Origin of the sequence: Leucobacter chromiireducens (assembly GCF_051993095.1) — a bacterium.
Taxonomy (GTDB): domain Bacteria; phylum Actinomycetota; class Actinomycetes; order Actinomycetales; family Microbacteriaceae; genus Leucobacter; species Leucobacter chromiireducens.
In genome coordinates, this window is record NZ_CP197024.1 from 731,177 (window position 1) to 752,847 (window position 21,671).

Sequence of the window (21,671 nt, forward strand, 5' to 3'; positions counted from 1 at the left end):
TGATCACTCCTTCCCAGCCGGCGGCTTCGGAGCCGGCGGCGGCGTCTGCCGCGCCGGGGGCACCGAAGGCGCTGCGGGCGGTGCAGTCGGGGTATGGCTCGGTGCGGGCGGCGCCGGCTGCACAGTCTCACCGGCACCGGCCGCTTGACCTTCCGCAGCCCCACCAATAGCACCGCCGAGTTTCGGCCCCGCGGTCGCGGCGGCTTTCGCGACCTGTGCGCCGATTACAACCGCAGCCGCAGGCCCCGCCGCAGCGGCACCCGCACCGGCTCGGGCCGCGCCAGCACCACCGCCTGCGCTCCCTGCCCCAGCACCGGCGGCAGTGCCGGAACCACCGGCTGCCGCAGCCCGGTCACCAGCAGCGGGAGCGGTACTCGACGCGGGTGACGTGCCGCCGCCAGAGGGAGCCGAACCGCCTCCCTTGTCGCCTGCGCCGTCGAGCACCTTCTTTGCGCCGTCGGCCTTCGGCGCTGACGGGACGGGGACCGGGCGGTTGAGTGCCGACTTAGCTTCTTGTTCGGCGCTCATCGAGTGGTACATATCGAACCCGATGAACGTGACGAACTTGTATGTCATATAAGGGGCGAACGCGGCGATAAACATCAGCACAACCCCTGCGATGGGGTCGCTAATCGACGCGAGATCCAGCTCAATCGGTGCACTGACTTGGGTGATGGCGACGAGGAAGATCACCACGAGGACGAGCTTGGACAGGATTAGGGCGATCACGAACGTCGCCCACTTCCCAAACCACCCCTTGGTGGCATCCCAGGAGAACCCGGCAAGTGCGATGGGGGCGAACACGATCGCGACCAGCAGGAGAGCCTTGCGGATCAGGAGGGAAAACCACACGATCGCAGCAGCCGATATGGCGAGGCCTGCGAGGAAGATCGTGACGATCGCCCCGACACCAGGGGCTGCGATGTTGATTCCCGCGAACCCTGCGGCAAGGAGGGCGATGCGGTCGCCGATGGATTCCATCGTGTTCCCGGTTGCTTGCACGATCCCAATCGCAAGCTGATCCGTGATCTCCAACAGAAGCCCGGTGAGCCCGATCGCGACGAAGGAACCGAGGATGCTTTTCGCAGCTCCCCGGGCAGCGCGGGTGAGGGCGGCGGGGTCGCGGTGGATGAGACCGGTGATCAGTTGCAGGCAGAAGAAGATCAGCACCACGAACACCGCCACCCCGAACAAGATGTTGTAGACCCCGATATAGCCGGGGTCAGATACGTCGACGAGGGTGGTGGTGTCGAACACCGCCCAGACGGCTTCGAAGAGCCAGGCTGCGGCGCCTCCCATGGCTTGGGCGAGCCAGTCGAACGGGGCAGCGATCAACGTGGCGGCTCCTTGGCCGACGGTGTCGCACACGGCCGAGATCACCGGCACATCACACACACTCATCGCTCACTCCTTCCCGCGCGAATTTTGGGGTTAGACGGCTTGGCCGACGCCCCAGAAGAAGTTGATGAGCGTCACAGATGCGCCGCAGATGATCGCCGCCCCACAGGAGACGAGCACCCCGACTTTCCCACGCGACGCGAGATGCGGATTCGAGGAGTTCGCGCCGAAGCCCCACACGATCGCGGAGACGATCAGGGCGAGGACGGAGAGGATCAGGCCGACGGTCATCACCGCGCCGACGATGATGCGCAACTGCTCGATACCGGGAAGCCCGGTACCGTTCGGATCAATATCAATCACAGGGGTGCTCCTTCAGCTCACAAACGCCAGGGATGGCGGGCTTGCCAGCCAGGTGCACCCACTTGCCCACGGCGAATCTAGGAGCTCTCCTAAAATGAGGAGATGACGGGAAATGCCGAGACAACGAGGCCTCTGGTGATGTACGTCGTGCACGCGAAAGGCGCGAACCGAATCAGTTACCAGAGCGTTGAGAAGATCAGCGAAGCGTTCGATAAGGAATCCACTCCGACCGTCGGCTCCCTCTGCGCTATCGTCCGCGAAGGAGATGAAGAACTCGGCACCGGGGACTACCTGATCGGGTTAGCAGTCACGCGCGGTGTCGCAGGCATTGCGAGTGGCACGCTGCGTGCGACCTTGTCACCAATCCTCCGACTGCTCGCACCACTCGAACTTGAGCAGTTGCGAGAACAAGTAGTTTCAATGCCAGCAATGCCGCAACACTTCTATTCGCGCCGACTCGACGGTCCTACAGCGACGGCCCTGTTGAACCATCTCCGAAAAGTCGACCCGACAGTCGGCCCCTGGCTGGACTCCGTGTTCAGAGAACCGCGCACGTTCGACGATGAAGTGCAACAGTCGAGAGTCGAAGCGCGAGATGCGGTCCTGCTCGCATCACAGATTGCGGAGGTTCCGTTGCCCGCAGATGCCTTTGGCGAGCCGCCCAGCGTCGAGGAGAAAGAGACGCTTCTCGACACGGTACTGAACGCCGGCTATGAGCGAGACATGGAAGAGGAACTACTGCCACTCGATCTTCAACGATTTGACGGCAAACTCATCGCCGACCAGCGCGCGGCAAGCCTCGTCGTTTTCGAAGATCGAAACGGCCAACGGAAGCTCCTGGTCATGTCAGTGAACAAGAAGCCCATCGAAGAAGAGCTTGGCGTCGACCTCCTCTACTGGGACCAGCTTCACGATGCCTTCACCTTCGTCCAGTACAAGCGACTCGAACGAGCCGACAGCGGCGATGGACACGGCACCTACGAGTGGGTCTATCGGCGCAGGAAGGAGATTGAGAAGCAGCTCGACCTCATGCCGAAAGGCCGCGAACTGCCGAAGACGGCCGCGGACTGGCGAGCCTTCGATACCCCGTTCTGGTTCAAGTTCGTGCGCGGAGACGCTGGACGAAAACTCGACGGACAGACACTCAAAGGCATGTATGTCTCGGCTGACTGGCTGCGGCTCGCCATGACTGATTCGACATTCAAAGTCGGGCCGCGAGACGGTTTCCGAGTCACTTACAAGAATGCGAAGTATCTGGGGCGGCGAGTCTTTACGCAACTCGTCTCGCGCGGATTCATTGGAACTGCAAGCACGCGTTCCAAGGCATTCAAGAAAGCGATGGAAAAGCTGGGCTCTGACCGGGAACTCATCATCGCGATCAAGACAGAGTGGCAAGAGGACACCGAACCAGAGCCATCGACAACATCTCCCGAAACATCCTCAGCGGACCTCCCGTTCTAGACGTCATAGTTTCCTGCGGCTACAACTGTTCCCCGACACCGAGGAGGAAGTTCACCCACGCGACCCCGGCACCAACGAGAGCGGCGGCGCAAAGGGCTACCCAAACGCCGATCCTGGCTTTGGTGGCGGTGTGGGCGTTGCCGGTGGAGGATGCGATGGCCCAGATGATCGCGGAGACGATCAGCATGAGTACGGCGATGATGAGGACGAACATCAGCAACGCCCCGACGATACTGCGGAGGTCGTCGGCGGCTCCGACGCCACCGAAGTCGGGGAACACCATCAGCGCCCACCCCCACTCAGGGTGCAGGACGCGCGAGAGGTAGTGCCGCCGGTGATGCCTTCCGCGCCTTGGTCGGTGAGCCATTGGTCGGCGTCGATCGCGGGCTGCCCGGTGCCGCCGGGGCGAATTTCGAGGTGGAGGTGGGGTCCGGTGGATTTCCCTGAGGAGCCGACATCGCCGATGTGTTGCCCGGCGGTGACGGTCATCCCTTCGGTGACGTGGATGCCGTACTCCCACATGTGCGCGTAGTACGACGCGATGCGTTCCCCGCCGACGGTGTGCTCGACGATGATGAGCCCACCCCAGGAGCCGGTGTATCCGGCGTGGGTGACGATACCGTCGGCGACGGCGTAGATCGGGGTGCCGTCTGCGGCGGCGAAGTCGCTGCCGGAGTGGAATGCCTGCTCGAAGGTGATCGGGTCGGTGCGCCACCCGAACGGACTCGTCCGCACCCAGGTGCCCTCCGGCAACGGGAACACGACCCGTGTGGTCTCCGGCACCAAGACCTCGCCACTTCCACCGCCGCCGGTTGACGGTGCGGGCTTGGTGAGGGTGGTGAGGATCGCTTCGGCGACGGGCTGATAGTTCTGATACCTGTCCGGGTACGCCGACACCTCGACGGCCTGTGCTGCTTCGCCGGGGTCGAGCTGCTGCCACCCCGGAATGTCCAGCAATCCTCGCGGTGAGGGGTAGTTGGGTCCGGTGGGTCCGCCGTAGAACGCACGGGCCTGGTAGTTCGGGTCCATGAGCTCAGGCACGGTGCCCCAGCCGGCTTGTGGGCGCATCTGGAACAGGCCGAGAGAGTCGTGGTCGGACGCGTCCCCGTCGTTGGGGTAGTTCGCGGACTCGGGGTAGGTACCGGTGTTCGCGAGCATCCGCAGATGCGACTCCGTGAGTGCCGCCATCAACGCGATCACCACCCCCGGACGCCCCACTCCATCGGTCTGCCCACCAACAGTGATGATCGTCGCCGCATGGGTGAGCTGCTGACGGTTCAACGTCACCGTCTCACCGTTCTTCGTCGTCGCGGTGAGCGAGTCAGGGATCGGCCCCACGATCAACGATCCCGGCGCGCACGCGGCGACCGCAGGATTCGCGAGAACAGCAACGGACAGGAGCACTGTGGCGGGGCCGAAACACACCGCAGCGACGGCAAGAGAGGCGAGGAGTTTCTTGAGCATGATCGGGTTATCGCAGCGGGTTGTCGAACTGTGACAGTCGCAAGAGCGCGCAGGTCTCGGTGAGCGGATCGGCAGACGGTGCCGGGTCTCGTTCGGGTGTGCAGGTGAGGAACACGGTGAACGCCACCTCATGCGTCGTGGTGACAGGGTCGGTGCCCCAGTAGCCGGTGCGGTGACGGGTGCCGGTGACCGTGTACGCGACCGCGCCGTCCGGCAGTTGCCCCGGCGCCGCCTGCGCCACCGCGTCCTCCCACACGGCCGGGATCTCGATCGTGTCGATGGTGAGCCACTGCCTCGTCTGATGCGTACGCAACTTCGCCCACGCCTCCGCTGAGGGCAGGTAGGCGCGGACATCGGAGGCTGCGGCGTCGGCTTCCTCGGCGGCCGTGACATCAGCGAGCATCTGCGCATAGTCCGCGGGTCCGTATCCTCTGGTGGTATCCCAGGTGAACAGCGCCTCCGCCACCGCGACCGCGAACTCCTCTGGTTCGCCAATCGTGACTACCGGCTCAGCCCCCGAAAGCCATGTGTCTGCCGGGCGCGTCGCCGCTGGGATATCCGTCGCGACTAGGTCCACAGCCTCGGCGGTCTGGGGTCCGCGGATGAGGCCGTACACGCCGACGCCGAGGAGGGTGAGCAGGATGAGCCCGCCTGCGATGACGGCGATGAGCGTGGTGCGGTGGCGGCGAGCGGTGGGGTCCATCCTGGTGTCCTTCCCGGCAATGTGCGGATCACCAGACAGGTGCACCCCACGCACCCCCAGAGAGGAACGGCAGAAGGAAGGGTCAGGCGGTGTTGCGGTGCGCGTCGCGTGCCTTACGGGCGGCATCAAGGAACGCGATCGTTGCAGTGACGGCGTGCTCGAACATGACCCATTGCTCGTTCGAGAGCGCTGGGCCGATGGTGTCGGGGTCGTAGCGTTCGGCCCAGGTGGAGAGTTCATCCCAGAGGTAGACGAACGACCGCACCGGCAGAAACTCCCGCACCGGCTCCTCGACAGCGTGGAGCCGGGCGGATGCGAGCTGGTTGGGGCGCTTCTTCGTTGCAGTCCTCGCGCGCTCGACCGCGATCTCCGCCAACCGCTGCAAATCCGCAGGCCGTGCGGTGTCTTCAAGCTCCCGCAGGCGCGCAGCACCTGCTGCGGCAGCGTCTCGGATACCTGCGGGTTGTGCGGGGTCGGTGGCGAGGATGTCGAGTTCGGCGAGGGCTTGCGCGGCGCGGATGCGATGCTGTGCCCCGGTGATCGACTCGCCCGCATCAATCCGGTCAAGCTCGTCCCGCGCCCGTTCCCGGACCTCTTCGGGCTGTGCGAGGTCAGCGGCGATCTGCTGCAACTCGTTGATGCGTTCCAGCGAGGTGTAGGAGTTGCGGCCGGTGACCATGAGGGCGGCTTGCTGCCGGGTTTCGCCCTTTTGCGGTGCCGCCACGGTGGCGGCACCGTGTGACCTGGGGTTTTCTTGTTTTGAGGTGAACCGTGACGCTTCCTGACGGCCCGCCGCATCCTCGACCATGAGCGCCTTCAGCTCGGCGTACAAGGTGGCTTCCTCGGTGCGGGTGAGGGGCTTGTGGAGCAGGTTGTCGTCCTGCTCGGCGAGGAGCTGCCCGAGGATGGTGGAGATACCGGAGCGCACCCACACGTTCACGGTCTTCCACCCCAGCGTGCGGATCGCGGCGAGGCGACGGGCGCCGCAGATCAGCATCCCGTCCGGGGTGATCGTGATCGGCTGCAACAACCCATCACGCATGATCGACGCCACGAGCGAGTCGAGATCGCCATAGTCTTCCCGGTGTCGGCGGCCGGCCCAGATCGAATCGACCGCCCGCTCCAACTCGATATGCCCCGGCTCGCTCATGGCCGGCCTCGCATCCTGCCGGGAGCGGCAACTTTGATCGCCGTCTCCAACTCACTGTCTGCGATGAGGTGGCGGAGGGAGTCACCGATCAGGAGCCGCAGCAGCACCCCGCGGCCCGCATTCGTACCCGAAAGGTGCGTGTCGGGGGAACCGAGAATGATGCGCAGTAGCCGATACCAAGACGGTGCGGGGATGTCGAGGAGGGCGCGGGCGTGACGATCCCTCCGCAACGACTCGTAGGCGCCTGCGCGGGAGACGGATTCGGCGAGGCGGGCGGTGATGCACTCGATGCTTGCGCGGGCGAGTTCTGGTTCCCACCCGTTCCAGCACAGAAGGGCGATCGTGTCCTCGACCGCCGATTCAACCCCGGTCGACCCCGACGATTTGCTCGCGCCGCCGCTATCGTCCTCATCGTGGGTGAAGGGGTCGGCGCGGAATGCCGGGTGGTAATCAGTGAGCGGGTTCTCCCGGTCAGAGAACCGTTCAGCGTCGTGGAAACTCGAGTACCTGGGGCGGCGTGCCTGATGCACTGAGCACAGCAGCCCGTTCGCGCGATTCTCTGCGATGCAGGTGATCTGCACCGCGCGGGTAATGACAGCCCAAGGGTCATCTGCCCGGCGGACGGCTGCGGTGCGCATCGCCTCAAACGCCGCAGTCGCCGCCTCCCACGGATCGAGGCCGTGCTTGCGTGCGAGGGCTGCGTATCTCTGGGCGGCGTGCTGCATGAGCGCCGCGGCTTCCGGGTCGCTGCGCCAAGCGCCTGGCCCCTCATCGTTCAGGCGGGTGAGGAGTTCTCGGAGTCGTTCAGAGCTCTCGAAACCTCGCCGCCGATCGCGTGGTCGGTGATTGTGGTGTTGTGGCATGGTGGCACCTCCTGACAGGAAGGTGCGCACCTCATCCCCGTCAGCCTGGCCCGGCGCTTCCCGGAACACGGGCCCTCACCCCCGCCCGATCCCAGACGGCCGCACCCACGACGACGAGCGTTGACGGTCCTGCGGCTCGAACACATCGAACCCCGACGGCTCTTCGGGCGCTGTTCGTTCGGCGCGGCGATCTCGGATGCCACGGACCTCATTGCGGGTCGCACGGTAGGCCTGCCCTAGCGTCCGGTGGGCCCGATGCGCGAGCTCGGCCTGGAAGTTGATGCCACGGCCGGCGATTCGGGCGGTGCTCGACGCGATCAGATCAGTCGGCCGTACCCATGCGATTCCACGCCCCACCCGCGACGCAGGATCAGCAGCAGCAGTGGTGGCGGTGAGTGAGGGGTCGCGGTGCACTGCGAACGCTGACCGCTCGCCCGTGCCTTCTGAAGGTGGTGGTTCTGGGCGGGGGTCGGGTGGGTCGCCGCGTTCTGGCTGCGGGTAGTCGTTCATGGTGTTTCCTCCTTCGTGTCTGTGCCGAACCAGCGGCCCACGGTCGACGGATGCACGCCCAAGTGCCGGGCAATCTGCTTGTTCGACCACCCCTCCAGCTCACGCAGTTGCGCGGCCTCCGCCCGTCGCTCACTCACCGACACCAACGCATCCGACAGCTGCGGCGCTGGTGCCGCCTCCACTGCGGGCGGGGCACTCTCCTCGATGGCCGGACGAAGCGGCTGAGTCGGCTCGATCACCGTCACCTCAGACCTGCGCTCAGCCGACGTGACAACAGGTTCCATCGCTTGCTTCTCGTCGGGCGTGACGGGTCGGGTGAGGATGACGGTGAGGTGTGTGATTGCGAGCAGCACGAGCGGCGGGATCGCCGCGACCGATGCGGCAAGCACGCTGGGAACGTCGGTGTCTGCGGCGATGATCGCGTGGATCGCGTTCGCCGTCACCGACACCACAGCCCCCGCAGCAAGCAACGTCCAGGGATACCAAGTCGGACGTTGTTGCCCAGCGAGGGCGACGACAGCGACGGTCGCGACGACGATGATGCCGTCCACGATCAACGGCCACGCCCATGCCTGCCCCGCATCGATCCCAGACCGACGCGCCAGATCGGCAAGCGCCGTGAACGACAACCAGAACGCACCGGCCGCGATGAACACAGTGCCCGTGATCGCGGTCACGGCTGCCAACCGGCGACCCCTCGGCTGCGCCGTCTCGATTGGGTTCACGAGAGTGCCCTCCCTGGTGATTCGCGCACGAGACGCCGCTCATTCGCCACGGATTCGACAACTCGGGGCGCGGGGTGGGTGGTGCGGTAAGCGGAGCGGATCGTCGCCATAATCTCCCGCCTTCCCAGGCCCGCGTGCTCTGCCGCGGGGCTGAGGGCTTCAAACGTCGCGTCGGGCGGGGTGTCGGCTTCCGCGAGACGGCACGCGGCCCAGAACAGGCCCCGGTTCCGCTCGCCCTCACCACGCCCCGCAACCCAGCCGGCGAGCACCTGCGCATCTGACCCCCGCCGCTCAGCCCGTGCTACACGGGTGCGGTCGAGCGGGATCGGGGTGCGGGGGCCAAGGGAGTCGCGCAAACGTGCCGCATCCACCGGGGCCGGGTTGTTACCGGCGACGATCAGCCGATACGGGGCCCGCACCCCGCCAGGTCGAAGCACGCGAGAGGGCGGGGCGATGATGTAGCCGCCGTCACCACGGAAATCGACATGCGCGTTCGCTGCCTGCCACGACGACTGCGACCGGTCCGGGGCTACCGGATAGTACGCATGGAGTCCGCCGGAAGGGGTGCGCACGAGCGCCGCCCACCCGGCGGCAAGGCCTTCACTGTGTGCAGCACGGAACGCCGGGAATCCGGTGCCGGTGGAGTGTACGTCAACATCGACAACATCCACACCGGAGAGGGCGCCGGTGGGGATGCCAATGTTCGCTTGCGGCCACCTCAACCACCAAGCATCAACCTGATCGGGGTCCTCGGTTGCGTCGTGGAAGCCGCGGCGCACCAGCGGACGCTTCTCACCCGGCACACACGGAAACACCGGCACCCCGGCAGATACGAACCTTGCCGCAGCCTCCGGGAGCGACAGTCGGCTGATCTCGGAGAACACGTCGATGGCGCCCATCAGAAGCTCCTCGCGGAGGATGCGACCGGACGACGGGGCTCCTCGGTCAACGGATCAGCAGCAGCCTCGGCCATCGGTTCGGTCTGCTTCTTCGCGGCGGGGTCGCGGGTGAGGCCGGGAGGATCACCGTTGCTGATCTGCACCGTCGGAAGCTGATCGAGAATCCCGGCGGCGGTCTTGCGGACTCGTTCGCCGGTGGCTTGGACGACTTCGACCGGGGACTTCTCCGGCACCGTCGCCGCCCACCCCGACACATACGGCACCGTGTAATCACTGGTATCCATGCCATGCGCCGCAGCCACCATCAACGCGACCGAATCCGCCTCCACCTCACCGATTCCGCGATGCCCCGTCGCGTCGGGATTGTCAGGGCCGTGCAGGAGGACGTGGGCGAGTTCGTGTACGAGAGTCTTCACCTGGGCGGCATCGGGCATGTTCTCCCGCACCGCCACCGTCTTCGCACCGAAATCAGTGAGGCCATTGGCGCCGTGGATCATGCCCTCGTGCGGCACCCGCATCACGGTGAACCCTTGCGCCTCAACCTGAGCGGCGACGCCCTCCCAAAGATCATCGGGTGCTTCACCTTCCAGCAGCCGTGGTGACGGCGGTGTAGGGATCGGATCGCCTGCGGTCTGCGAGACATCCCACACGTAGGCGGGGCGGACACCGACCATGCGGGAGCGCACCGCCTCACCGGGCTTCGGCTTCTCAAACCGCGACATCCTGCGCCACGATTCCGCGACCTTCGGCGTCGCGGACGCGAATCGGCCGGTGACGGGGGCGAGGATCATGTACCCCGACTGGCCTTTCTCGACCTGCCTGCCGAGTCGCTGCCACTGTTTGAATCCCGCCACATACGACGGCACCGGCTCCGACACCCGGCCCGCCTCAAACGCCGCCTGATGCTGCACGAAGATCAACAGCGTGTTGTTGAACGAACGGGCACGAAACCTGGCCGCGAACGTGAGCGCCTGCTTCCAGTCCTCACCCGACACCAATGACTCCACCGCGCCGGTGAGCTGTTCATGCAGCGCATCGAGCTTCGCATCCCGTCCTGCTCGTGCTTCCTCGGCTGTTGCCATCGTCGTCCTCCTTCCGCAAGGCTCCACACACGGCGGGTTACCCTGCGACCAGAAGGTGCGCGAAGGAACTCAGAGAAGACAATCGAGACGGACGACGGACAGATTGTGAGCGACCATCAGGTGCATCACTGAACCCGACGTGGTCAGCCCAGCTCTACCTCACATGTCGGGAGCCGGGTGATCCAAGCATCGGATCATGGTCATTTCGCCCGGAATCTCGCGCACTTACTCCGGGGCGCGATCCCTTGCGGTACTGAGGCTGATCCTTCGATACTCACTCGGAGAGACACCGACATTACGACGAAACTGGCGTCCAGCGAAATCAGGATCGCCCCAGCCGACTTCTGCAGCGATGACCGCAATCGGAGCGTCGGTGGTTCGCAAGAGTTCGACCATTCGCTGCACTCGGAGCATCGTTAGATATGCGATTGGAGACTTCCCGAATGCTTCAACGAATATCCGCCGGAGCTGTGAGGAGGACAGGTGCGCGGCCTGCGCTAAGTCCGCCAGAGTCCATCGTCGATCAAGCTGTTCACGAAGTCGTTCGGCGGAATCCCGCGCTTCGATGCGTGAAGCGCGGAACTGGCGGCGGCGAGGTGCAGACGGTACTTCGGCGATCCGTTGAGTTGAGGTCATGCGTTCGTCCGATGTCGTCAGCATCGGCACGACGACATCAAGGACGGCAAACAGACAGGCTTGTGCGCGATAGAAGCGCTCAGGTGTCAGGCCGTCGACGCTCAGCGCTGCGAGTTCGTCAAGCCAAGGCGTAAGTAGACCAGCACGCTCCTCGCCAAGACGCACGATCTTTGCAGGTTCCGCGTAGTAAGCATCCACGAAGTCGCTGGCGTCATGGCGAGTGTGGAACCGTGCAGCGTGTTGCCAGTACACCTGGTCGATCACATAGTCGCGATCCAGATACAACGTCGTCGTCGTGATCCAGCCCTCGGGCTCAGCGCCGCACAGCGTGTTCGCCGCGAGCACGACCACATCACCGACGTTGATGTGGCGACGCCCAAACTCACTGAAGAGTCGGGCGCTACCTGCTCTCACCACAATGATCTTCACACAGTCGAACGCGACAGGATCAAGTGGGGAGTGGTGAGACTGAGTTCGTGCGGCCAGCGGTGAGTACGCGTCTTTGTCGGATGTGCGGGCAGAGCCCATCGTTTGACTTCGAGGTTTCATCTCCTCGAAGCCAAACGGTGGCGCTGATGCCGAAGACAAGGAACTGAGTCTCAATGAGCGTCTAGGTGATGTGTCCTTTCGACTTCGAGCATTCGCCCCGCCCGCAAGGCGACGACAGCCAACACTGGTGGGACGATTCCAGCGATCATGAAGATAGTCGGGATGGGTGCCAGCAGTGAGAGTGGGCCTGCGATGGCGATGGATACAGGCATGAACGCGATCGAGACAAAGAAGTCGAGACTTGCGACTCTGCCAATCATTTCCAGTGGGACGAGCCGTTGCAGCAGAGTTCCCCAAATGACCACACCGGCCCCGGTGGTTGCACCGACGATGAACAGTGCGGCGAGCATCACGACGAGGTTGTTGGCGGCGCCAATCACCACGAGCGGAAGCGTCCCTCCTCCCCAACAGAGGATCATGAACGTCAGATATCGGCGGGGAAGCTTCAAGGACGACACGACCAGTGAACCGGCGGCTCCGCCGATGCCGTATGCGGCTAGGAGGAAGCCGAAGGTGGCTTCGGGCTCCTCGAAACGCTCGCGGGTCAGGAAAGGCAGCAGCACTTCGATCGGGCCCTGGATGATTAGCGCAAGAGATGATCCGAAAATCAGCGTCCACAAGAGCCAACGTGTCCGCGCGACATACTTCACTCCGGTGCGGATATCACTCCACACACTTGTCCGCTCCGCTACCGGAGCAGCCTGTATCGGTTCGTCCTTGTGGCTGAGGAAGAGTGTGATCGCGAACGCGATGGCGTAGGAAACCGCCACAATGATCGCCCCAGCCGCTGGGAAGAACATGCCGACCACGACCCCTCCGAGGGCAGGGCCAAGCCCTTGTCCCATGGATGGGCGGAGGGCGCCTTCGAGCCCATTGGCCGCGAGCAATTGTTCAGGAGGGAGAACTTGGGGCAAGTACGCGCTGTAGGCGGGGTAGAAGAAGGCGCTTCCTGCACCCATGACGAAGGAGGCAGCACCGACGTGCCACAGCTCGATGGACCCCGTCAGAGAGAGGGCTGCAACTCCAGTCATCATCGCCGTGGTAAGCCCCTGCACGGTGATGATGATCGTTCGCTTGGAGAACCGATCCGCGACCACACCGCCGAGGATCGAGAAGAGGAACAACCCCAAGCTCATCCCCGTTGCAACGGCGGAGAGCGCAAGAGGACTGTCATCGAGCGCAAGCACCTGGAAGACCATCACGATGGTCCACATCCCAGTGCCAAACACCTCGATACCGACTGCCGCGAACAGAAGCCGGTAGTCACGAGACTTGAACGGACGCAGAGCGCGCATCCGGTTTGAGGTGGACTCGTTCATGCTGTCACCGCGCTCTCGATTGTGGCGTCGAGGGAGAGGTGGGGCCAATCCGCTGTATCCCGAAGAAGTTGTCGGTCGTGCGTTGACACAATGACCGCAGCTTGCGTGGCTCCCAACGCATCGGTGAGTTCATCGACCAGCGCAATGGAGAGATGATTTGTAGGTTCGTCGAGGAGGAGCACGTGCGGCCGTTGGGCAAGTATCAGCGCCAAATCGAGACGACGTCTCTGTCCCATTGAAAGATCGCCGATTTTCTTGCCCGTCTCCTGCGGTCGCAGAAGACCCAGTTGGGACAAACCCACCGCTTCCGAATCGGACAGCTCTCCCGCGCTGATGAGTGATGCGATGTGAGTTGAGAAAACGTCGCTCGCTCGGCGACCGGGAGGCAACTCGGACTCTTGACGGAGGAAGCCCAGACGAGTGCTTTCTGGACGTCGCACTGCACCGGTATCTGGCAGCAGGTCTCCACTCAGCACGTTCAGGAGGGTGGACTTGCCGGCACCGTTGGGTCCGGTCACGACCAAACGCTCACGATGCGCGAGTGAAATGGTCGCCGGCCGAGAGAGTCGCCCGGTAACGCTGACCCCGTCCGCCCTGAGCAAGATGGCGCCGGTTCGTGTCATCAGCTCGGGGAATCGGAACACTTGCGGTGGCTCTGGAACTGTAATGGCGTGCGCTTGTAGAGCTTCCTGTCGCCGGTGCACGCTCTGGACCAGGCCCCCGGCGCGGGTAGCTCGTCCGTGCTTGTTCGTCCCCTTCTCCGGACGCCACCCCGAAACGAGACGATTCTGTGCACTGCTCAAACTGTCCTGCAACCGTGCATGCTCGGACTGTTGGCGCTCGTACTCCAGCTTCCAGCGTTCGCGTTCGGCAACGCGACCTTCCCGATACCCGGCGTAGCCGTTGCCGTAGATGCGCGGTCGTCCGTCGGGTGTGGGGTCGAGGTCGACAATCGTCTCCGCGATATCGATCAGCAGCGCACGATCATGACTGACGACGACGACCCCGCCAGTACGCGAGCGAAGCTGTGATGTGAGGAACTCGAGCCCGTCACGGTCGAGGTGGTTGGTGGGCTCATCCAGCAGGAGGAAATCATGGTCTGCTCCGAGAAGACATGCCAGACGTACGCGATACCGTTGCCCCACCGAAAGTGTGGAGAGCTGGCGGGTTGGATCTGTCTCCGCACTGAGAGCTTCAAGCGCTACCTGCACACGCCGTTCCGCATCCCAGGCATCGAGTGCTTCTGCCGCCTCTAGCGCAGTCGCGTATCTGTCTTCCGCGTCACTCTCGCCGCGCTCCAGTGCCGACGCTGCGGCGTCCAGCGCGGCGAGAGCTGTAAGCGGGGCCGCGATAGCTTCTGCAACCACCTGTCCTACGGTTCGGTTCTCCTCGGCATCCATTTCTTGCTCGGCGATACCGACTGTTCCGATCAGTTGGACAGTGCCGCTGTCAGGTGTCAACGCTCCGGAGAGCACGTGGAGAAGCGATGACTTACCTCGACCGTTCTCGCCAATGATGGCGACGCGAGAGGACGGGGTGATCGCGAGGTCTACCTCATGGAGCACGGGCGTGGTGCCGCGGGTCAGAGAGATGCCTGCGGCTATGAGTTGCGCGCGCTGGCGCGCTGGATAACGGTTGATGAGGGTAAGCATGTGAATCCTTCGAAACAGCGCGCCGAGAGCCCGGAAGCACAAAGCGCACAAAATGACGGCGACCCAGAAAATGGGTCAAAGCGAACGGCCGCCACGAACTCGGAGATACTCAACGAGCGTGGTGGGCCTGCTCAGCCGTCACATGAAGTACAAATGCATGCCTTCATTCTAGCGCACGAGTGCGTGACTCACTGGTTCCGGGCGAAAGGTAACGCGGCAGGGCGCGTCGAGGGCGCGTCGAGGGCGCGACGATCTGCTCTGCAACTGGAAGAGAGCGCTGTCGATCAGCCATGTTCGCGCAGTGCGCCGAGAGGCAAAAGGCCCCGTAGGGCGAGGATTCCCTGCGCGGGCAGGACGCCGTTGCCGAGGGCTGCCAACTGTTGGTTCGAGGTGAGCCCATGGTGTGGATCGGTCACCCAGCCTGAGGGCAGACCCATCAGCCACTCCACAAAGCCGGGAGCCGGCCGTGGGCCGGTTCCTCCCGTGAGGAGCGCTGGTGCTGGGGCAGGCCTGCCGACAATTTGTACCCAGCGTGCTACGGCGCCAGCGTACTTTCCCCATCGTTGAAGAGTTGCCTGATCAGGTTCCACAGGCTGTCGGGTTCCTCGGTGCGCGGGTAGCTGGCAGGCCCGTGGAGGGCGAGATCGATAATCTGATGACTTAGCGCGATCGTGCCCCGCCGTGCCTTCACCTGCTGCAAGCTCTCGCCACCGCGGGAGGCATCCGATGCCAGGGGTGTGCGGAATAGTGCGGTGGGCGAGGACGAAGACACGGTATCTGGGGTGAGGCGCGCCGGCATGGGAAGCGGGTAGACCGATCCATTGCGCGTCATACCGGAGGTCGGCCAGGTCTCCCAGAACTGCTCCTGCTGCCCGAAGAGGTCGAGTTGCGGTTTCTCCCAGATGCCACGGCCCGGGTTCCACACTGCGAGGGGTTGCATCGTCGGGGGTTGCGTCTGCGGGGTTGCGTTGCTCATCATCGTCTCCTTCAGGGGTTGCTCGGATCGCGGGCGCGGAGAGCAGCCCACGAACGTTCTCGATCACGACCCATTCGGGTTGCAGCACGTCGATCGCTGTCGCCATATGCGCCCAGAGGCCGGAGCGGGTGCCGGGTTTCAAACCGGCCATCTTCCCGACAGTCGAAACGTCTTGGCAGGGGAATCCTCCGCAGAGGATGTCCACCGGTGGCACCGTGTTCCAGTCGATCAGAGTGATGTCGCCAAGGTTCGGGGCATCTGGCCAGTGGCGGGAGAAGACGCGTGCGACAGGTTCGTTGATCTCGGAGAACCAGACGGTGCGGGCGTTGAAGACTTCCTCAACGGCGAGATCAAGCCCGCCGTAGCCGGAGAACAATGACCCGACACGAAGCGGCGCGGGGAGTGGGGCGTCGGCCACGGGCGAACCTCCTGGAACGGTGATCCCGGAGCCGTACTGCTGCCCCGAGCTGGTCACCAACCAGGTGCTCCGACCGCCCACGGATCAGCGCTCACTCAGGCACCCGATCCGCACGCAGACAGCCGTCGCCAGCGTTCGCCGCTCAACCTTCGCGGTTCGCTCACACGAGTTGTCACGCCTCTTGCAAGCGAGGAGTATCGGATAATCTGGGGTAGGCGTCAACGCGTATCTGATCCGCGTTAGGGAACCGGACAGAGGAGAGAAATGACGGCTGAGCGGAACGTGGCAGTTCTCGTTGGCAATGGTCTCTCGATCGCATTTAACCCTGAGTTGAACCTTCAGCGCATCACGGAGGAGGTTCTGCAACGCATCGAAAAGTCGGAAGGCGGGGACGTCGTCGTTGCCATGAAGGAGATCGCCGAGCGTGCGCTTCCATACGGAGCAACAAGCGCCGATGACTTTGAGGTGCTTGTCGGCGCATTCGGCGCTGAGTCACGCACGCTTGATGTCCTCGATACCCTTGCTGAGCTGACCAAGCCCTCCGATAAAAAACTCAGGAAGGCTATCCGCCGCGTTTCAAAGTTCGCCGAGCAGGTGCGCGACACAGGTATCTCGCATGTCCTCGAAGTCATTGCTGAGCGATCGCACGCTAACGTCGACGATTCACAGAGTCTCTATGGCCTCGTAACTGCGATCACGGAGTCGTTCAACGGAAGAGTTGTGATCGGCAATCTAAATTACGACACGCTCTTGCTCGCAGCGCTCCTGACGGTATGTCAGCGAGAAGTTGCAGATATGGGGCATGGCAACCGCTTTGTGAATGTCCTGGTTGATGATGAGGTTGAGCGTAGGGTTCATGCGCTGAGGGCTAGCAGTGCTGACTTCCCGAGCAGCAAGAGAGTGCAACTGCTGCATATCCACGGATCACTTACCTTCTGGGCTACGCGCGATCAGACTATCCATGCCAAATTGCCCAAGGAGATGCTGGAAGACGGCGAGCAATGGCGAGCAATCCGCGAAGAAACCACAAACGTCCGTCCCGTTGTCGTTCTCGCGAATCGACGAGACAAAGCAGATCATGTAGCCCAGTTTCCCTTCAACCTTGCCTACGAGATGTTCGCCTCCGGTTTAGCGGAAGCGGATCGGTGGCTCATAATCGGCTACTCCTTCAAAGATGACCCCGTGAACAATACATTGCGTTCGGAATTCATTGAGCGCGATCCGAAACCCCGCGTTCTTGTTGTCACGTATGGTGAGGAGTTGCGTCGCCGAGACGTAGAGCGGGCCTTCGGCTGGGGTGCTGAGGATGGCCGCTCCAAGGCCTGGCTGACAATCAACCGGGATGGCGCCAGTGGTGCCGAAGAAACTGCCTCCTGGCAAGCTTTCATCGAGTAGTGAAATGTACACCTGCATGACGTGACGGTGTCAATGCGGGTGATGTCAGCCGGCGACGGCTACAAGTACCTCCTGCGTACCGTCGCGACTGGTGACGGCGAGCGGACACTCTCCACGCCGCTGACGAGGTACTACGCCGAAGAGGGAACCCCACCCGGACGATGGATCGGCTCCGCGGTGACCGTTCTCGGTGGTGGCGCGCTCGCCGTCGGCGACGAGGTCACCGAGGAACAGCTCCAGCTTCTGATCGGGCAGGGCTTCGACCCGGTGACGAAGAAGGCACTCGGTCGTCCGTATCGGAAGTACCCGACCACGGCGGAGCGCATCGAGCGGCGTACCGCGAAACTTGATGCGAGGCTCCCTGTGACCGAGCGCGCAGCGGCGGTCGCCGCAATCGAGTCGGAAGAAGCTGCCCGGAGTACGCGGAAGGCGGTTGCGGGGTTTGACTTCACGTTCTCTATTCCGAAGTCGGCATCGGTGCTGTGGGCGCTATCGGACGCGGGCACGCAATCACTGATTGCGGACGCGCACCATGCGGCGGTTGCGGAGATGGTTGCGTTCATCGAACGCGAACTCGCTGCAACCCGCGTCGGTGCCGCAGGACGCAATGAGGCGGTTGCGCAGGCCGAAGTCTCGGGTGTGATTGCAACCGCGTTCGATCACTACGACTCCCGTGCAGGCGACCCGCATCTGCACACGCACGTGGTGCTCTCGAACAAGGTGCAGACCGTGCACGACGGCAAATGGCGCTCCCTCGACGGCCGGCCACTGCACGCTGCGACCGTTGCTCTCTCCGAACTGCACGAGGCAGTGTTCGCCGATCACCTCACCCGTGCGTTCGGTGTTGAGTGGGAGGCGCGGCCGATGGGTCGTGACCGCAACCCCGCATGGGCGGTGACCGGTGTGCCCGAAGCGATGGTGGCCGAGTTCTCAACCCGGGCACGTCACATTGATGCTGAGACGGATCGCCTCATCGCCCAATACGTCACAGAGCACGGACGCCGGCCATCACCGGCGGTGATCGTTCGGTTGCGAGCGAAAGCAACACTCTCAACCAGGCCGGACAAGCAGGTGCGATCTCTCGCCGAGCTCACCGGGCAGTGGCGAGAACGTGCATCGCACCTCCTCGGCGAAGACGCCACCCGCTGGGCAAGCACCATCACCGCGAACACTGCTCCCTTGCTGTTGCGTGCGGATGACATTCCGCTCAACGTGATCGACTCGCTCGGGCGCAGTGTCGTTGAGGCGGTCGGTGAGAAGCGAGCGACGTGGCGCAAATGGAACCTCACCGCTGAAGCTGCACGCCAAACCATGCAGTACCGGTTCGCCAGCACCGAGGATCGCGAAGCGATCGTGGGCATGGTCGTTGACGCCGCCGAACGAGCATCCCTCCGAATCACACCACCGGAGCTCGCATCGAGCCCCGAAATGTTCCGCAGGCCGGATGACACGAGCAGGTTCCGCCCGGTGGGATCAACGGTGTTCACCTCCGAAGAGACCCTCGCCGCAGAGGCGAGACTTCTAGAACGCTCCCGCACCACCACAGCGCCGACGGTGCCAGTCGAGGTGATCGAGAAGATCACACGCCGCCCTGACCGTGAAGGCAGACTCCTGGGCGAGGATCAAGCCGCAGCGCTCGCGAAGATCGCCATCTCCGCCCGCGCAGTCGATGTGCTGGTCGGCCCCGCAGGCGCAGGGAAGACCACCGCGATGAGCGCGCTACGCTCCGCCTGGGAACGAGAGCACGGTCGCGGCAGCGTCATCGGGCTCGCCCCATCAGCGGTCGCTGCGCAGGTGCTGTCTGATGATCTCGGCATCCGGGCGGAGAACACGGCTAAGTGGTGGCAAACCCATCAAGGTATCGGTGCGACGTTCCGCAAGAACCAGCTCGTGATCGTCGATGAGGCCTCACTCGCGGGCACTCTCTCGCTCGACCGCATCACCGCGCACGCTGTGGAGGTCGGTGCGAAGGTGCTGCTCGTGGGTGACTGGGCGCAACTGCAATCCGTCACCGCCAGCGGCGCCTTCTCGCTCCTCGTGCACGACCGCGACGACGCGCCTGAACTCGTCGACATTCACCGCTTCGTCAACGAGTGGGAGAAGGCCGCATCCCTCGACCTCCGCCACGGACGCACCGAAGCAATCGACACCTACGCCGAACGCGGAGGCATCACCGGTGGTGACACCGAGGCGATGATCGACGCCGCCTACACCGCCTGGCGCACTGACACCCTGGATGGGCTTGCGACGGTGCTGATTGCAGACTCCAACGAATCGGTGCACGCGCTCAATCAGCGAGCCCGAGCTGACCTGATCCTCGACGGCACCGTGAACGCACTCCGAGAAGTCGTCCTCCATGACGACACCCGTGCAGGAGTCGGAGACAGGATCATCACGCGCAAGAACGACCGCCGCCTTGGTGCGGGACGTGGGTGGGTGCGAAACGGTGACCGCTGGACTGTTACGGAGGTGCGAGACGACGGATCACTCACCGTCCGCCGTCAAGGAAGCAGAGGCACGACGATCCTGCCCGCCACCTACGTTTCCGAGCATGTCGATCTCGGATACGCAGTCACCGCCCACCGCGCTCAAGGCATCACGACCGACACCTCGCACGTACTCGCCGACCCATCCACCACGCGCGAGAACCTCTACGTTGCGATGACCCGCGGACGGCACGCCAACCTCGTCTACGTCGCCACCGACCGACCCGACGACAGCCACACAACACAGCACCCCGCGGACGATCCGGATGCGACCGCGCGGAGCGTGCTCTACGGGGTACTGCAACACGTCGGCGCGGAACTTTCCGCGCACGAGACCATCACCGCCGAGCAAGAAGCATGGGGCTCGGTGGCGCAGCTCGCGGCGGAGTACGAGACAATCGCGCAAGCCGCCCAACACGACCGTTTCGCCACCCTCGTTCGCGATTCCGGCCTCACCCCGGACGAAGCAGAAGACACGATTCACTCTGAAGCGTTCGGGGCGCTCTCTGCCGAACTGCGTCGGGCGGAAGCGAACCATCACAACATCGACGCTCTCATGCCGCGCCTGGTTGCCGGTCGAGGGTTTGGCGACGCTGACGACATCGCCTCTGTGCTTCACCATCGACTCGCACGAGCTACTGCGCGACCGGCAGGCTCAGGCCGGACTCGCCAGGTGCCGCAGCTCATCGCGGGTTTGATCCCCGAGGCCGCTGGTGAGATGAGCGCCGAGATGCAGATCGCTCTCACCGAGCGTCGCGAGCTCATTGAGCAACGCGCTGACGCGATCCTCGACCGCGCTATCAGTGAGAAGCAGGACTGGGCGCTTGGACTTGGAGAACCACCCGTCGAACCGCGAGCAGCGGCAGCATGGAACCGCCAGGCGATCACGGTCGCGGCGTACCGTGATCGCTACGGGATCACCGCGAAGACGCCACTCGGCCCAGCCCCGGATAGTGATGCGCAGAAGATCGATGCCGCACGAGTAGCAGCGGCTCTGGCGAGACTTCGTGACATCGCTGCGCAGGCGTCGGAGCCAGACACGCGCCGGCCCCAGGGACGTGACCGGCGCGGTCTCGCTCGCTGAGCCGAGGCAGACGGGCTCTTCCCGATGTCGCAGGGGCGACGTACAGTGGAAGGACAAGCAGGGCGACTTTCAAATGTGTGTCGCCGTTACCCCGAGTGTGACGGTATGACGGCCTCCGGGCAGTCCTTCAAGGTTCTTTGTCGCCAGACCCCTGAGAAGAGGACTGTCGTCATGATCCGCCAACTTTGGACCCTCAGCATCCACACCCGCGCATTCCTGCGCCGCTACATGCCCACCAACATCCTCCTCGACGCCATCCGCACCAGGCGAGGACTCAAATGGGGCGTACCCACGATGCTTCTCGCGATGCCGTACTTGGTCGCCGCGAGCATCTGCACGAACCTCATCGACAACGGCGCGCCTGAATTGCTGTACCTGGTCGTTCTGCTGTGCGTATGGAACGCGTTGAAGTTCCTGTGGATCGGGCCCGTCAGTCTCATCCATCTCATGCTCATCCGAACTCGCGAGCGGCGCACGCGCTTGGCCGAATCGAGCGCATGACACAACTCGGCATCCGCTAGCTCAGAACCCCACCCGCTGCTGGAGCTTGTGGTTGGAGTATTGGCTGCGCATTCGCCTCCTACATCAACCTTCGAAA

At 63.8% G+C, this 21,671-nt stretch carries 19 protein-coding genes and 1 pseudogene; 4 read left to right on the top strand and 16 right to left on the bottom strand.

Annotated elements, in window-relative coordinates; all coding sequences use genetic code 11:
- Window positions 1–3: 3 nt before the first annotated feature.
- Window positions 4–1,401: a conjugal transfer protein TrbL gene (locus tag ACR81A_RS03230; protein ID WP_440312573.1), complete on the bottom strand. Its 1,398-nt coding sequence runs from the start codon at window positions 1,399–1,401 to the stop codon at window positions 4–6.
- Between the two features lie 30 nt (window positions 1,402–1,431).
- A complete protein-coding gene (locus ACR81A_RS03235) occupies window positions 1,432–1,701 on the bottom strand; it encodes a DUF6112 family protein (RefSeq protein WP_024355940.1) in 270 nt (89 codons plus the stop codon).
- Between the two features lie 102 nt (window positions 1,702–1,803).
- On the opposite strand from ACR81A_RS03235, the gene ACR81A_RS03240 reads away from it, so the two are divergent.
- Entirely contained in the window at window positions 1,804–3,162 is a 1,359-nt protein-coding gene (locus tag ACR81A_RS03240) for a hypothetical protein (protein WP_440312574.1), read from the top strand.
- Between the two features lie 19 nt (window positions 3,163–3,181).
- Here ACR81A_RS03240 and ACR81A_RS03245 read toward each other — a convergent pair whose 3' ends face one another.
- The 14 genes and pseudogenes from ACR81A_RS03245 to ACR81A_RS03310 form a co-directional block, all read right to left on the bottom strand.
- Window positions 3,182–3,448, bottom strand: a complete 267-nt coding sequence (locus tag ACR81A_RS03245) for a DUF6112 family protein (RefSeq protein WP_440313124.1) — start codon at window positions 3,446–3,448, stop codon at window positions 3,182–3,184.
- Complete coding sequence (locus ACR81A_RS03250) at window positions 3,445–4,626, bottom strand: M23 family metallopeptidase (protein ID WP_440312575.1); 1,182 nt, start codon at window positions 4,624–4,626, stop codon at window positions 3,445–3,447. The genes ACR81A_RS03245 and ACR81A_RS03250 overlap by 4 nt, the downstream gene beginning before the upstream one ends.
- 7 nt (window positions 4,627–4,633) lie before the next feature.
- Window positions 4,634–5,329 (bottom strand): hypothetical protein, encoded by a 696-nt coding sequence (locus tag ACR81A_RS03255; RefSeq protein ID WP_440312576.1) that lies wholly within the window; start codon window positions 5,327–5,329, stop codon window positions 4,634–4,636.
- 82 nt (window positions 5,330–5,411) lie between these two features.
- Window positions 5,412–6,479 carry a ParB N-terminal domain-containing protein gene (locus ACR81A_RS03260; protein ID WP_440312577.1) on the bottom strand — a complete coding sequence of 356 codons (1,068 nt, stop codon included), beginning with the start codon at window positions 6,477–6,479 and terminating at the stop codon, window positions 5,412–5,414.
- Window positions 6,476–7,342 carry a hypothetical protein gene (locus ACR81A_RS03265; RefSeq protein ID WP_440312578.1) on the bottom strand — a complete coding sequence of 289 codons (867 nt, stop codon included), beginning with the start codon at window positions 7,340–7,342 and terminating at the stop codon, window positions 6,476–6,478. Before ACR81A_RS03265 ends, ACR81A_RS03260 begins: the two co-directional genes overlap by 4 nt.
- A 75-nt stretch (window positions 7,343–7,417) precedes the next feature.
- Window positions 7,418–7,852 (bottom strand): hypothetical protein, encoded by a 435-nt coding sequence (locus tag ACR81A_RS03270; protein WP_440312579.1) that lies wholly within the window; start codon window positions 7,850–7,852, stop codon window positions 7,418–7,420.
- Window positions 7,849–8,538: a DUF2637 domain-containing protein gene (locus ACR81A_RS03275; protein ID WP_440312580.1), complete on the bottom strand. Its 690-nt coding sequence runs from the start codon at window positions 8,536–8,538 to the stop codon at window positions 7,849–7,851. Before ACR81A_RS03275 ends, ACR81A_RS03270 begins: the two co-directional genes overlap by 4 nt.
- Before the next feature lie 35 nt (window positions 8,539–8,573).
- The gene (locus tag ACR81A_RS03280) at window positions 8,574–9,476 is read right to left on the bottom strand and encodes a bifunctional DNA primase/polymerase (RefSeq protein ID WP_440312581.1); all 903 of its coding nucleotides are present in this window, start codon (window positions 9,474–9,476) and stop codon (window positions 8,574–8,576) included.
- Complete coding sequence (locus ACR81A_RS03285) at window positions 9,476–10,558, bottom strand: ArdC-like ssDNA-binding domain-containing protein (RefSeq protein ID WP_440312582.1); 1,083 nt, start codon at window positions 10,556–10,558, stop codon at window positions 9,476–9,478. The genes ACR81A_RS03280 and ACR81A_RS03285 overlap by 1 nt, the downstream gene beginning before the upstream one ends.
- 225 nt (window positions 10,559–10,783) lie before the next feature.
- Window positions 10,784–11,623 carry a helix-turn-helix domain-containing protein gene (locus ACR81A_RS03290; protein ID WP_440312583.1) on the bottom strand — a complete coding sequence of 280 codons (840 nt, stop codon included), beginning with the start codon at window positions 11,621–11,623 and terminating at the stop codon, window positions 10,784–10,786.
- 170 nt (window positions 11,624–11,793) lie between these two features.
- Window positions 11,794–13,062 carry an MFS transporter gene (locus tag ACR81A_RS03295; RefSeq protein ID WP_440312584.1) on the bottom strand — a complete coding sequence of 423 codons (1,269 nt, stop codon included), beginning with the start codon at window positions 13,060–13,062 and terminating at the stop codon, window positions 11,794–11,796.
- Window positions 13,059–14,714 (bottom strand): ABC-F family ATP-binding cassette domain-containing protein, encoded by a 1,656-nt coding sequence (locus tag ACR81A_RS03300; RefSeq protein WP_440312585.1) that lies wholly within the window; start codon window positions 14,712–14,714, stop codon window positions 13,059–13,061. The genes ACR81A_RS03295 and ACR81A_RS03300 overlap by 4 nt, the downstream gene beginning before the upstream one ends.
- 535 nt (window positions 14,715–15,249) lie before the next feature.
- Window positions 15,250–15,690 carry a hypothetical protein gene (locus ACR81A_RS03305; RefSeq protein WP_440313162.1) on the bottom strand — a complete coding sequence of 147 codons (441 nt, stop codon included), beginning with the start codon at window positions 15,688–15,690 and terminating at the stop codon, window positions 15,250–15,252.
- Between the two features lie 46 nt (window positions 15,691–15,736).
- Window positions 15,737–16,189 (bottom strand): annotated as a pseudogene (locus ACR81A_RS03310) (DNA cytosine methyltransferase); the annotation flags it as partial.
- 183 nt (window positions 16,190–16,372) lie between these two features.
- On the opposite strand from ACR81A_RS03310, the gene ACR81A_RS03315 reads away from it, so the two are divergent.
- The 3 genes from ACR81A_RS03315 (at window position 16,373) to ACR81A_RS03325 (ending at window position 21,574) form a co-directional block, all read left to right on the top strand.
- Window positions 16,373–17,503, top strand: coding sequence for an SIR2 family protein (locus ACR81A_RS03315; RefSeq protein WP_440312586.1), 1,131 nt, complete (start codon window positions 16,373–16,375; stop codon window positions 17,501–17,503).
- Between the two features lie 33 nt (window positions 17,504–17,536).
- The gene (mobF, locus tag ACR81A_RS03320) at window positions 17,537–21,073 is read left to right on the top strand and encodes a MobF family relaxase (RefSeq protein WP_440312587.1); all 3,537 of its coding nucleotides are present in this window, start codon (window positions 17,537–17,539) and stop codon (window positions 21,071–21,073) included.
- A 171-nt stretch (window positions 21,074–21,244) separates the two neighbouring features.
- Window positions 21,245–21,574, top strand: a complete 330-nt coding sequence (locus ACR81A_RS03325) for a sulfate permease (protein WP_300143031.1) — start codon at window positions 21,245–21,247, stop codon at window positions 21,572–21,574.
- The last annotated feature ends 97 nt before the right edge of the window (window positions 21,575–21,671 follow it).